Source organism: bacterium (genome assembly GCA_018812485.1).
Taxonomy (GTDB): Bacteria; JAHJDO01; JAHJDO01; order JAHJDO01; family JAHJDO01; genus JAHJDO01.
Genome location: JAHJDO010000042.1, coordinates 1 through 13,133 on the forward strand (window position 1 = coordinate 1; position 13,133 = coordinate 13,133).

The 13,133-nt window shown below is 36.4% G+C and carries 14 protein-coding genes; 6 read left to right on the forward strand and 8 right to left on the reverse strand.

All coding sequences use genetic code 11. From position 1 onward, the window contains the following. From KKC91_03100 to uvrC, 3 genes are all read left to right on the forward strand, one after another. The coding region (locus KKC91_03100) for a hypothetical protein (protein ID MBU0477538.1) at nt 1–222 on the forward strand (222 nt) is incomplete at its 5' end. Next, the gene (locus KKC91_03105) at nt 203–862 is read left to right on the forward strand and encodes a TIGR00730 family Rossman fold protein (protein ID MBU0477539.1); all 660 of its coding nucleotides are present in this window, start codon (nt 203–205) and stop codon (nt 860–862) included. The genes KKC91_03100 and KKC91_03105, both read left to right, overlap by 20 nt. Before the next feature lie 7 nt (nt 863–869). Continuing rightward, entirely contained in the window at nt 870–2,450 is a 1,581-nt protein-coding gene (gene uvrC, locus KKC91_03110; protein MBU0477540.1) for an excinuclease ABC subunit UvrC, read from the forward strand. Here uvrC and KKC91_03115 read toward each other — a convergent pair. The 3 genes from KKC91_03115 to KKC91_03125 form a co-directional block, all read right to left on the reverse strand. After that, nucleotides 2,430–3,188 (reverse strand): fumarylacetoacetate hydrolase family protein, encoded by a 759-nt coding sequence (locus KKC91_03115; GenBank protein ID MBU0477541.1) that lies wholly within the window; start codon nt 3,186–3,188, stop codon nt 2,430–2,432. The two genes, uvrC and KKC91_03115, sit on opposite strands and share 21 nt — an antisense overlap. Nucleotides 3,189–3,226: 38 nt before the next feature. Further along, nucleotides 3,227–3,415 carry a ferredoxin gene (locus KKC91_03120; protein MBU0477542.1) on the reverse strand — a complete coding sequence of 63 codons (189 nt, stop codon included), beginning with the start codon at nt 3,413–3,415 and terminating at the stop codon, nt 3,227–3,229. A gap of 87 nt (nt 3,416–3,502) precedes the next feature. After that, a complete protein-coding gene (locus KKC91_03125; protein MBU0477543.1) occupies nt 3,503–3,688 on the reverse strand; it encodes a hypothetical protein in 186 nt (61 codons plus the stop codon). Nucleotides 3,689–3,839: 151 nt separating this feature from the next. On the opposite strand from KKC91_03125, the gene KKC91_03130 reads away from it, so the two are divergent. Genes KKC91_03130 through KKC91_03140 form a run of 3 tightly spaced genes read left to right on the forward strand, consistent with a single transcriptional unit; the run spans nt 3,840 to nt 5,962 of the window. Next, nucleotides 3,840–4,694 (forward strand): shikimate dehydrogenase, encoded by an 855-nt coding sequence (locus tag KKC91_03130; GenBank protein MBU0477544.1) that lies wholly within the window; start codon nt 3,840–3,842, stop codon nt 4,692–4,694. A 24-nt stretch (nt 4,695–4,718) separates the two neighbouring features. Next, entirely contained in the window at nt 4,719–5,459 is a 741-nt protein-coding gene (locus KKC91_03135; GenBank protein ID MBU0477545.1) for a glucosamine-6-phosphate deaminase, read from the forward strand. Next, nucleotides 5,459–5,962, forward strand: a complete 504-nt coding sequence (locus KKC91_03140) for a shikimate kinase (protein ID MBU0477546.1) — start codon at nt 5,459–5,461, stop codon at nt 5,960–5,962. The genes KKC91_03135 and KKC91_03140 overlap by 1 nt, the downstream gene beginning before the upstream one ends. On the opposite strand, the gene KKC91_03145 is transcribed toward KKC91_03140, so the two are convergent. From KKC91_03145 to KKC91_03165, 5 genes are all read right to left on the reverse strand, one after another. Beyond that, nucleotides 5,952–6,758 (reverse strand): PHP domain-containing protein, encoded by an 807-nt coding sequence (locus KKC91_03145; GenBank protein ID MBU0477547.1) that lies wholly within the window; start codon nt 6,756–6,758, stop codon nt 5,952–5,954. The genes KKC91_03140 and KKC91_03145 overlap by 11 nt on opposite strands. Before the next feature lie 11 nt (nt 6,759–6,769). After that, on the reverse strand, nt 6,770–7,624 hold the full coding sequence (locus KKC91_03150; GenBank protein ID MBU0477548.1) for an EamA family transporter: 855 nt from the start codon (nt 7,622–7,624) through the stop codon (nt 6,770–6,772). Nucleotides 7,625–7,767: 143 nt separating this feature from the next. Continuing rightward, the gene (locus KKC91_03155) at nt 7,768–11,631 is read right to left on the reverse strand and encodes a hypothetical protein (protein ID MBU0477549.1); all 3,864 of its coding nucleotides are present in this window, start codon (nt 11,629–11,631) and stop codon (nt 7,768–7,770) included. A 92-nt stretch (nt 11,632–11,723) separates the two neighbouring features. Further along, the gene (locus KKC91_03160) at nt 11,724–12,428 is read right to left on the reverse strand and encodes a prepilin-type N-terminal cleavage/methylation domain-containing protein (GenBank protein ID MBU0477550.1); all 705 of its coding nucleotides are present in this window, start codon (nt 12,426–12,428) and stop codon (nt 11,724–11,726) included. 55 nt (nt 12,429–12,483) lie between these two features. Beyond that, nucleotides 12,484–13,053 carry an XRE family transcriptional regulator gene (locus tag KKC91_03165; protein ID MBU0477551.1) on the reverse strand — a complete coding sequence of 190 codons (570 nt, stop codon included), beginning with the start codon at nt 13,051–13,053 and terminating at the stop codon, nt 12,484–12,486. Between the last annotated feature and the right edge of the window lie 80 nt (nt 13,054–13,133).

Consider the following 13,133-nt stretch of genomic DNA (forward strand, 5'->3'; position numbering starts at 1 on the left):
AGTACTGTTTGTTGTACCATTGTTTCACCTCGTTGGTTAAGTGGTTGTTTTAGTTTTGTGAGTCCTATTATCGCTTGCCAACGAGGCTTTTTCAATATCTTTCCACACCAATTTATTTCCAATAGCGATTCTAGGGTCAATAGAGCTTTGATTTTATTAGTGCAATGTGATATCTTAAATGTAAAGAAAAGAGGCAATTATTATGAATATAGAGAATTTTAAATCTGATGATACATGGCGCGTTTTCAGAATAATGGCAGAGTTTATAGAGGGATTTGAGATATTATCCAGAGTAGGCAAAGCTGTAAGCATTTTTGGCTCTTCAAGAGTAAAACCTAATGATAAATATTACAAAATAGCTGAAGAACTAGCAGCGATGCTTGTAAAAGAAGGCTATGCTATTATTAGCGGCGGCGGGCCCGGGATAATGGAAGCTGCTAACAAAGGCGCATTTAAGGCAGGCGGAGAATCAATAGGACTGAACATTGAAATACCACGAGAACAAAAGCCAAACAAGTTTGTCAAAACTCTTCTTAACTTCAGATATTTCTTTTGCAGAAAGGTAATGTTTGTTAAGTATGCTTCTGCATATGTTGTATTTCCAGGTGGTTACGGAACAATGGATGAATTCTTTGAGGCGCTTACATTAATACAAACCAAAAGGATTAACTCTTTTCCTGTAATTCTGGTAGGAGGAGAATACTGGAGGGAGTTGGTTGAATGGATTAATGGAGAACTCATCAAACGAAAGTATATTTCTCAAAAAGATACAAATATTTTCCATGTTGCAGACACTTCTCAAGAAGTAGTAGAGGTTATAAAGAATTTTTACAAAAAAGAAAATACACGCACTCCCATCTGATTGCGGAGTGTATATCTTTAAAGATAAAAATGGGAAAGTCATATATGTAGGCAAGGCTGCATCGCTCAAGGATCGTGTTAGATCATACTTTCAAACCTCCCCAATTTACCCAATTCAAAATTCGAAATTAGTTAAAGAGATTGCAGATATAGATTATATTGTAACAAAATCTTCTGCAGAAGCCTTAAATCTAGAAATCAACTTAATAAAAGAATACAAACCCAAATTTAACCTCAGATTGAAAGATGACAAAAAATATCCTTATATAAAGATAAGTAAATATGAGGAGTTCCCAAGGATTTGTCTTACAAGAGACCTTACGGATAAAGAGGCAGTCTTTTATGGACCTTATACTGACGTTACAGGGGCAAAGAAAACTCTCCGATTAATCAGAAACCTGTTTCCCATTAGAAACTGCAATAAGAAGTTAGGTTCTCATAAATTAGAACGGCCGTGTCTTAATTATTATATGAAACAATGTAGCGCTCCGTGTGCAGGGAAGATTACAAGAGAGCAGTATCAAAAATTGGTCAATAGTGTAGGAATGTTTTTAGAAGGCAGAATGAACGAGGTTCTTCGCTCTCTAAAAAAACAAATGAAACTGGCCAGCAGGAATCAGCAGTACGAATTAGCAGCAAAGCTCAGAGAAAAAGCAAAAAATATCGAAAAAATTACAGAGAAACAAAAAGTGAATTTACATTCTGTCAAGGATGATGATTATATTGGAATAGCAAAAAGCGATGAAAAAGCTATTTACGTATGTATGCTTATTGTTAGAGGGGGGAAGTTAATTGGTCAAGAGAACTTCTTGCTGGAACCTAATAATATGTTTTCAGATACAGAGATACTGGAATCGTTTATCAAACAATTCTATTCTAAAACTGGTTTTATCCCCGCAACAATAAATGTTCCTTTTGATGTTAAAGACAAATCTATTATAGAGGATTGGCTGCAAAGTAAGATTGGGCGTAAAGTAGTCGTACATGTTCCAAAAAGGGGAACTAGATTTGAACTTCTGAATATGGCCAGTAAGAACGCAAGGGTAAAATTAGAGTCAAACTTTCTTGAGAAAAAGAAGGTTGATATATTAAAATCTCTGAAGAGGACACTAAAAAGCCCTAATACTCCGTATATAATTGAGGGGTTTGATGTGTCTAATATAAGCGGCAAAGAAGCCGTGGGCGCAATGGTCAGTTTTATAGGAGGCGAGCCGGATAAAAATAACTGGAGAAGGTTTAAGATAAAACAAGCATGTGGCGTGGATGATTATGCTATGATGCGAGAGATAGTTCACAGAAGATATTCCCGTCTGTTGCATGAGGGTGGTCAAATGCCGGATTTAATTTTAATAGATGGCGGAAGAGGACACCTCTCGTCAGCTGCAGATGAAATTAGTAAATTAGGTATAGATGGCATTTCCATAATAGCTCTAGCAAAGGAACAGGAGCATATTTTCGTAAGAGGCAAATCAAATCCTATAATTTTGCCAAGGAATTCAAAGCCTCTGCAATTATTACAACATATTCGAGATGAAGCTCACAGATTTGCACACAGTTATCATAAGAAGTTAAGAGACAAAATTCCTTAATCTTCCGACTTTCTCAATAACTACTTCTACCTTGTCTCCGCGTTTCAGGGGGCCTATCCCGGAGGGAGTGCCTGTAGCTATTATATCTCCTGGGAAAAGGGTCATGACTTTTGAGATGAAACTTACAAGTTTTTGAACATTGAAAATCAAGTTGCTTGTAGTGGATGATTGCTTTAATTGTCCGTTTAAGAAAAGTGCTATTTTTAGATTATCAGGATTTATATCTGTTACAATATATGGGCCTATAGGGCAGAATGTATCAAATGATTTAGCTCTTGTCCATTGCCCGTCTTTTTTTTGAAGATCCCGCGCAGTGACATCATTTAAACAAGTATATCCAAATATATGGGCGTTCGCTTCTTCAGGCTGAATATTTTTCGTTTTATCCTTGATTACTACTGCCAATTCTGCTTCATAATCTACGCGCCTGCTCATTTTTGGATATATAATATTATCATCCGGACCTATAACAGAAGTGCTTGGTTTCATAAATAAAACAGGCTCGTCAGGTACTTTCATGCCAAGTTCTTTTGCATGGTCTATGTAATTGAGCCCTACAGCGACTACTTTGCTGGGTAAACATGGAGCCAGTATCTTTACATTCTTAATACTGTATTTTTTCTCAGTAACTTTGAAACTGCTAAAAATATCGCCGTCTGTTTCTATAATAACATCATTCTCAACTAAACCATATTTGGAGGGACCGCCATCAATTGAGAATCTTGCGTATTTTTTCAACTTACATCCCCCTGCCCCCCCCTTCAAAGGGGGACTTTTTATTCTGAAATAATGATTGCATCAACTGGACAGTTTTCAGCAGTTTCCTTTACTGCACTAACTAGATTTTCCGGCACTTCTTCTGCTTTAACTGCAGCAACGTCTTCCGGCATTTCAAAGACATCAGGACAGTCATCTGCGCATATCCCACATCCAACACAATCTTCTTTATTGATACTAACTTTCATACCTATATCCTCCTGTTAAGTTTTTAGTAACATATAAATTAGCCATATCTCAACATTTCCAGACTACCTCGTCTTATCATCTATCCTTTACTGTTTTGTAAACGGCATTTTCCCAGTCGCTGCTATATGAATAAATAGGAAAATACCATATAACATAAAACCATATTTAAGGAATGTTCTAGCTTCAGGATTCGATAAAAAACCTACTATGGCTCCACATGCAAAAAGTCCGAAAAAGATACGATACGTTAAACGGGTTTTTGTACTATTCATAATTCTCCTTTCGGTTTTTGTTATAATTAAGTTTCTTATTACATTGAGAATTATATCTAAAAACGAAAATTCGTAAAGAATATTCTTCTTTTACTAAATTAATGATCGTCTTCAAGTTGATATCTGCCGAACATTATGCTATATAGGGTGCATGGATGCAAAAACTCAACTTTGTGCTGTTATTGGGAATCCTATAGAACATTCCTTATCCCCTGCCATACATAATGCAGCGTTTGATCATCTTGGACTTAATTATGTTTATGTTGCATTTAGAGTTCGGGACGTATCCTCTGCAATAGCAGGTATAAGAGGACTAGGCATAAAAGGCATAAGCGTTACAATTCCACATAAAGTAGAGATAATAAAATATCTTGATGAGACTGATGAAGTTGCAATGCAAATAAGCTCAGTCAATACCATTGTTAATGAAAACGGGAATCTAAAAGGATGCACCACCGATGGAACTGCAGCAGTACGTTCGTTAAAAGAAAAGGGTCTTGATATTAAAGGTAAAAGAATCTTAATTTTAGGCTCTGGCGGTGCTGCGCGAGCAATTGCATTTACACTTGTTATGAAAGAAAAACCCGCATCTCTTGTAATTGGTGGAATCATAAAGGATGAACTAGATAAATTAGTTCAAGATGTTAAAGGGTTTAGTTCGTTAGATAGTAAATATCTAATGGGGTTCATTACAAATGAGAAGTCTCTTGAAAAGCGGATACAAGATGTTGATATTTTAATACAGTGCACGCCTGTTGGAATGCATCCAAAGACTGATAATACTCCTGTTCCAAAAAGGTTGTTAAGAGATTCACTTGCAGTTTTTGATATTATTTACAACCCTCTTAAGACACGTCTTATTAGAGATGCAGAAGAGACTGGATGTGTTGTAGTATCAGGAATTGATATGTTCGTCTATCAAGCAGCGTTGCAGTTTGAGCTTTGGACAGGCAAAACAGCCCCAATCAAAGTGATGAAAAAGGTTCTGTTAGAAAACCTGAAATAATTACAAATAAGGGAGATTAAATAGATGAAAGTTATAATTAAAGAAGATAAGGGAGAAGTTGGCAGGGAAGCTGCCAATATAGCGTGTAATACTATTAAGAAGTCTATTGAAGAAAAGGGAGAAGCAAATATTATAGCTGCAACAGGAGCTTCTCAGTTTGAGTTTTTCGAAAGTCTGACTTCAATGCATGGTCTGGACTGGAGCAAGGTTAGAATGTTCCATCTCGATGAATATGTGGGTATTTCGATAGAACATCCTGCAAGTTTTAGAAAATATTTAAAGGAAAGATTCATAGATAAAACAGGTATAAATGAATATTATTTTTTGAATGGGGATGTAGAAAATCTTGAGAAAGAAGTGGAAAGATTAAATAGCATTATAAGTAAGTATAAGATAGATGTTGCCTTTGTAGGCATAGGAGAAAATGGTCATCTGGCATTTAATGATCCACCTGCTGATTTTGAGGAAGAAAAGCCCTATATTGTCGTAACATTAGACGAGAAATGTAAAAAACAACAAATGGGAGAGGGTTGGTTTAAAACAATAGATGATGTTCCTAAACAGGCAATATCGATGAGTGTCAAACAGATAATGAAATCAGAAATGATACTCTGTACGGTGCCGGACAGGAGGAAAGCAGAAGCTGTGCACCTTTGCATGGATGAAGAAATAAGTCCGCAATATCCCGCATCAATTTTACGTGATCATAAGGAGTGTTATCTTATTCTTGATAAAGACTCTGCATCTCTTTTAGAAAACAAATAATGAATATTGTTCTGATTGGTTATAGAGGCACTGGTAAGTCCAGCGTTGCAAGAGTGCTGAGTAAAGAATTGAAACTGCCTGTACTTAATATGGATGAGGAAATCACAAAAAAAGCAGGCATGTCAATTCCGCAGATTGTTGAGAAATTTGGATGGAATAAATTCAGGGATTTAGAATCTAAAATTGCAGAACAGGTTTCCAATATAGACAACTACATTATTGATACAGGTGGCGGAGTAATCCTGCGTGGTAAGAATCTTAAAAATCTCAGAAAAAATGGGGAAATTTTCTGGCTTAAGGCAGATGTTCCTGCAATTGTAAAAAGGATAAGACATGGAAAACATAGGCCGTCTTTAACAGAGGGAAAAAGCTTTGTAGATGAAATAGAAGAGGTTCTCATACAAAGAAAAGAAAAATACGAAAAAGCTGCAGATTATATAATAGACACTTCTAAACTATCCCCCTCAGATGTTGCGAAAAAAATAGTATCACTTATGAGATAGGAACATCTCTTGCCGTCCCACCGACCATAGGTTTACATTCAGGCTGCCAGATTCGATCTTGAGATAAGCCAAGTCGTTCTATAACTTGCCATGTACTTTGAATCGCTGCAAGCTCGTTGATGTCATGAGCATCTGACCCCAAACAGAAAATAACTTCTTCCTCTGCAAGAATTGAAAGGTAATCAAAATATTCTTTTACATACTCTTCGCTAAATGCTGGATTATTCAGATTGGCACACCCATTTATCTCTATAGCCGTCCCTGTTTCTCTTGCGACCTGTCCAAGCTCTCGCACATAGGTCTCGGGAACAGCTTTCATTGAATTGAACCATGTCCATCCATTTCTGTCAAATTGACCCTTGCCAAACCAATATGGATGCACTAACACCTGAACAAGGGGATCCTGACACGTCTTCAAATGATGTTTGTGTTGAATATCAACTAACTTATTTAAGTCATACTCCTTAAGATATGTGGAGTGTATCCCACCTATTGCGAACTGAAATCCATATTTCTCTTTGACTTCCTGGTTGAAAGCAAATTCCTGGTTATATCCAGTAAAATTCAATTCCACACCAAAATAGACCTTTATCTTCGTATCTAATTTTTCAATATCTTTTCGGATAGGAACATGAAGCTGCAACTTATCAAGGGAGTTCAGATGGTCCGTTATCGCCATGGAGGTGACTCCCAAACGTTCACATTCATTTACAATAGAAGAGACCTCCATCGTGGAATTTCCACAACCTAAATATTTTGTGTGAATGTGAAAGTCATATTTTGAAGATTTAGTCATTTCATTTCTCCTCAGTTTCTTATTGTCATGAAAAGAACGCACAAAATACCGCTACAAAGCCCTATGATCTTTTTCATGTTAAATGATTCCTTTAAAACAAAGACTCCAATAATGCTTGTTGCAATAAAACTGAGTTGGGTTATTGGCAGGACAATACTTGCATCCCCATATTGCAGCGCTGTCGCCATAAAAAAGGCAATACCGCATACCAGTATTCCTGAGATAATCCCATAGGTAAAGGGTTTTTTTAGTGTATACAGGGATTTTCTTTCTTTTATTATCAGATATGTCAATCCCCCAATTATCCAGATACCGCCATTAATGGCCAGAAGATAGTACTTGTCAGCGCCTTGCGATAATCCATATTTGTAAGAGAGCCCCATACCTGCACGTAGTAGGCCTGCAACTATTACAAGAAAGAATCCTGAGTGTCTGTTCTTAATATTATATTTATGTTCTGACGCTGGCGTAAAAGCAAGAACTGATACCAATGCACATAGAATGCCAATAATCTTCCACAAAGAAATATTCTCTTTAAAAAAGATAAAGGCAAAAATCGCGGCAGGCACAAGATTAAGTCGATAGATGGTGGCGCATATACCTACCTCAGTGCTTGTCATGCTTTCGATAAGCATGATGTTGGCAATGACAGAGAATAATCCTGATATTAATCCCCACATTAAAGTAATACTGAAATTCTCGCTACAACCGATTTTTTTTGCAGTTAGCATAAATACAGACGCCCAGACCATTCCGATAACAGCCACATAAATACCTCTGGAACGCTGTTTCTGCGCATAAAATTTGAATACTAAATCATTCAACGCAGCAAACAACAGGCTGCCAAGTGCAAATAAAATAATCATATCGGTTTTGTAGTAAATATTCCTTATGTAAAATTTTAGCGAGTTACGGAATTACTGCTATCCTTATAGCTTCGTGAGCCGTTGACATCTCAAATGGAACCTATATGCAACTGGTTTCTTGAATGGATATTTATTGTGATTTTCTACTCCTTCTTTACTATAATGATTTTGAAGTTTTCCTTTTTCACAAAGATATTGATGTTTTCTTTATCTATATCTTTATTTTCAATCATATCTTTTATTGATATATTTCCCCCTGTCAGACCTAATTTATCAAAATCAATTTTTAAATTAACTGTTTTATCATTTTCACTTAAATTGCCTATGACAATCATGCTTCCTGAAGGTTTCTTGTATATGCTTACTTTAATCTTTTCAGGAAAATCTGCCTTCACAATTTCTTGGTTCCAATATGGTAAAAACTCAATATCATTATCCTGAATGCCAAAATCATCCTGCATTTTATATATGGAATGTACATATTTTTCGTGGCACCAGCTAGTCCAGAGCAGTGTATCGTGCAGGAGAACGAGTGTCAGAAATGTAGCATTTTTTTCTATATTATACCTGTGATCGTTGGATGTGAGCCTTCCGAAATTAGGCATCAGGGCTGAAGGAACTCCAAATTGTTTACCATATATAGCCCGCCATTTATCAAGCGGATAAAGTTTGATGTAATTAGGTACTTTTGCAAGTTCATGTTCAACTTCTTCACCACAAAAATAAAAATCACAGAATGAAATTACCGGAGCAGTAACAGCACCGGACTGATGTACCCAGAGTATATTATCCTCACTTTCTTTAGGAAAATGATGCAGTATTATATACAGACGTTTCATGTACTCTCTTAGGGCAAAAATCGGGTATGTAAGCCTGAGAGATCCCGAGCTGTCGTAATATCCGCATCCGTGTTTTGTACCACCGCATGCATAAGCCTTACAACAGTCTACGTATACGCTTTTCAGATTCCCTTCTTTGACAAAATTATTGATTTCCCACATAGTAAAATCCGTAAATGTAGATTTCGCACATGCGAATTGATATGGGCCGTATGGATTTCTCCATTTGTCCTTAAACATCTTGTATTCAGTTGCCTCAGAAGAGATTATATTTGGCGCTGCATAAAGCGACATCTTAATTCCCTTTTTCTCCCATTTATTCATTTCATTCCTAAAAGCCTCCATACTTTTGGGGATGAAGGTACAAATTCCTCCGTATACTGGATCAGCTTCGAAATATTTTTTAATACTTTTGTCAATATTCCATGGATGGCCTATATTTGCATTTCTTCCCATTTGCGGACGCCATGACCGAAAATTTCTGTTAAAAGGTTTTACTGGTGTAGCCTGAAGCCCGAATACGTACTTTACTGTTTTTTTCAAAGGGAAAGAAGAGTTAATGACTTTTATTCTTAAGTATCTGGATGATTTTTCTGAGGAAATAGCTATTACTTTATCTTCACCATTGTATTCCCAGTACTGATCGGATTCTACAAACCATGCGAGCCCTGTATTATTATTTCCAACCCATACGTATGGATAGAACTTGCAAGCAAAATCTTCCGGGATCGCATCTGCAATATGATCTCTTTCATGTTTGTGCGCGAAGATAAGTTTTGCCGTATCCTTCCCTAAGGGGACTTCAAAAACCATACTGTTGATGGTTACTGCGCTGCTTAAAGGTATGATCTCAAACTCAATCCGCATCATACCGTCATATTCGATTTTTGTCAGAGCCTTCATTTCTACATCTTTGGTTTTCTGCTGAGCAGCCAGTATTACTATATCATTTTCTTTCTTTTCGAAACTTATTTCGGCTTTATCGAATGAGATATTGTTCCCATTTACGGTCATATGCAGATTGATCGGGGAGGTAAGCAGCTCTTCTTTCTGAGAAGTAATTTTTTCAGGAAAAGGTGATTGTCTGAAGTAATATTCACGACCCCAGCATTTAACAATGTTTTCTTCTACTTTAAGCGCTGTCCAGGGCTTTGGTACTTCATTAATAATACCTATTTTTTCCGTGAGCCATTTAGGGGTTCCGATATAATCAAAAGGTTCTTTATGTGTAATAATAGATTCCCCGAGTTTATTCCTAACAATTATCTCTAAATAATAATTCCCCGGTGTAATCCCGGAAATAGGTAGCTGACATCTGCCGCTCATTGTATTTAAATCAAGAGGCATAATCCCAGAATGCAAGGTTCTATTTTCTTTATCTTTAATAGCTGCAATAGCATTTCCTGTATTTTCATCAAGAAGTCCTGTGCAATCCACGTCAACCAAAAGAAGCTTTTCTTTGTTGTTGAAATTGTACGTCATGATTAGTTTCTCAGGATATTTAACTGGTAAGAAGTGATCAAAAAATATTTGACCGCTTTCCCCTGCCAGTTTTATACGGATAATTCCTGCGGACAGACCTGCAAGGCTCTTTTCGATATCTATTTTTTTCGATTCTCCTGGTGAAAGGCTTACCTTCTTTTCTTCAGAGAAAAACGCTTTGCCGTCTACTGTCTGCGCAGTAATGGAAAGGATGGCTTTTTGGATGCTTTTTTTGTCCGGATTCAGAATTGTAGTAGAGCAGTTGAACTTTTTTGTAAGAAGACTGTCGTAATCTATGTCAAGACGCAGATACGGTTTTTTTTTAGTAAAAACCATTGTGCCAAACCTTTCAGCAAAAAGACCCTGCGCACAAAAAGAAAAGGATGAAAATTCTGTTGCATCTAACTGCCAATCCCTGCAGAAATTAAAAAGCCACTGGGAGCTGTCTAAAGGCATCTTATTTGTGAGTTCTGAAAATGCGATACTACACTCTGCTATCCATACTCCTTCGTAAATATCAGTTGCATATTCCCACTTACCATTCCATGATTTGTCTCCGCCGTATGCGTCATAATGGGCGCCTATAGAATTGCCAATGAACTGATAGTACTTTTCCTTTAATTCCTTCGCTGGAATTAAAAAAAGTTCAATCGCATCATCATTATATACCGGTCCGTCACGTTGCTTGGCCAATGTTAGCAATTCTTTTTTGACAGGGGAAAGATATAAAAAATAAAGTTTTTCATTGTCATAGCATGCATATACTGTAGTATGTTTCTTCATTAAAAGCTCAGGTATCTCAACCTTGCAGAAGCCTGTAACTTTTGCAGCTGCTTTCCATTCGTCATAGGACACTTTCCCATCAATAACCGGAGCATTTGTTACAAATGGGATTGAAAATACAGAAGCTTCAATACTTTTTTTATCTACCGATTGAGATTTAACCGAGGTGGAACCTAAATAAAGCTCTTTTATTTCATCAGCGCTGAGAGCTCTTTTAAAAATGCACAGTTCATCATAGGCCGTTATCTCCTTGGAGTCCTTCGGACCGTAGAGCGTATTATTGATCGAAAATTGTTCTGGAATGACATTTGGAAATTTTTCAGCATCGAGTTTAATACCCTTTACAAGTTCTCCATTTATGTATAGCTCTATGATCTCTGTTTTTTTATTCCACGTTGAAGCAATATGCATCCATTCATTTTTTACCCAGTCTTCAGGCGTATTGGCATATTCATGCATTCTTTTCCCATCTTTTAAACCCGTCCTCTGTCCGCATAGGAACAAAAGACCGAGTTTTGGATTGAAGTGTTTGTAAATAATCAGGATGGTTTCATCCGGAGCTATGGCATAAAACAGAAAATGAAACATCTCCTTCTTTCCATCCCAGTTGACGGGTTTAACCCACATGCTGATAGTGCCTGCATCCAGATTAAGATTTTCTGCTGCTTTATAAATCAGTTTTGCATCGCCAAGTACAATGGCTTTGCCTTTTTTACCTTCTATGTAATCTACCTCACCTTTAACTTCTGCGGCAGGACTACCTATAGCAATTTCTGCTTCGGCCTTACCATCATATGGAGCATAGAAAAGAATATCTTCTGGATCAATACCTATAGCTAGCGCAGATCTAAAACATAAAACACTAAAAAACAGCCCCAGAACTAAATTAAAAGTTTTTTTCATTGTATCTTCTCCTTTCCTTTTTTTGTCTTTTGTTTGTTAAGATTTGTGGTTTTAACATAACTTTTCTTTTCTGATAGCTCATTAAACTTATTCTATGGAGTATATGTAACGATTTCTCCTGTAAAAACTGAATCATCAAGAGCATTTATTTTATCTATCCCTTCTTTAGAAAGAGATTCTACGTGCCCATCGGCAAAGAGCATATTACCCATTCCATTGTGGCAGAGATTAAATAAGTGGTGTAGAGTATCCGTCGTAAAATAGGCAGTGGTGTCTATTCTATAGTATTGACAATAATCACCTGCATCATTCTTGAAAGAATCACCAATCACAGGGTACTGAGAAGGAGACTTTAGTTTTCTAAAGATTGTTCCGATACCAGTTCCTTGAATCCATCGATAGTCACTCGCATCCGTTGGTATTACCATTCCATAGCCACCCCTATAGGCATCATCAGGATAGGTGTATCCTTCATTCTTTTTCCCAGTAGGACAATAACATATCTTGTAATCCTTTAGATAACCTGTGTATTCAAGTGTCATTGCCCAAGTACGGCCTGGAGTGGTATTATAAAAAAGTGGTCCATATCCATCATTATCATCTACATACATTATTAAGACCAACCCTAACTGCTTTAGATTACTCATACATTTTGCTTTTCTTGCCATCTCTCTTGCTTTTGACAGCGCAGGCAAGAGCATTGATGCAAGTAGGGCAATGATCGCTATTACAATCAAAAGTTCGATTAAAGTAAAACAATTTTTGCTTCCCCAAATTTTCCTTATTCTATTTAACATTTTTTAACCACCTTCTCTTTCGCGTTGTAACAGCTATGCTTTAGTTCAAACTCATTTAATTCAACAAATAAATTACCAGAATTTTTGCTTCACCTTGTCCAATATTTCTAGGCACATGGGGAATTCTGCCATCAAAAAATATTGAATCCCCTTTTCCTAAAAGTATTTTCTTTTTTCCATATTCAAATTCTATTTTCCCTTTTAATATAAAAAGGAACTCGTTTCCATCAGTTGAAACAAGTTTTCTTTTTGAACCCTTCTTTAAGGTTAAAATAAAGGATTCAAATAATGAAGTTTTTTTATTTTCCGTTATTATTAATGATTCATATATAAATCCTCTGGCATTTTCTCTTTCAATTATTTTCCTCTCATTTTTTCTTACAATAATATAAGATTGCTTGTGTTTTTTATTTATTCCCTTAACAAGTTCAGCCATATCGACATTCAAAGCATTTGATATCCTTAACAAAACCGGCAGTGATGGAATGGTTCTAAAATTTTCTACTTTAGATAAAAGGCTTTTTGAAAGGCCGGTTCTATTTGCTATCTCCTGCAGACTCAAATTTTTATCTTTCCTAATGCGACGAATCTGCAGACCTATTGTTATTAAATTAATTTCTTTCATGATTTTGCATGTTACAACATAGTTTCTTATTTGTCAACAAAATTGTTATTAAACACCGTTTAGAAATACTCTATCCCGAT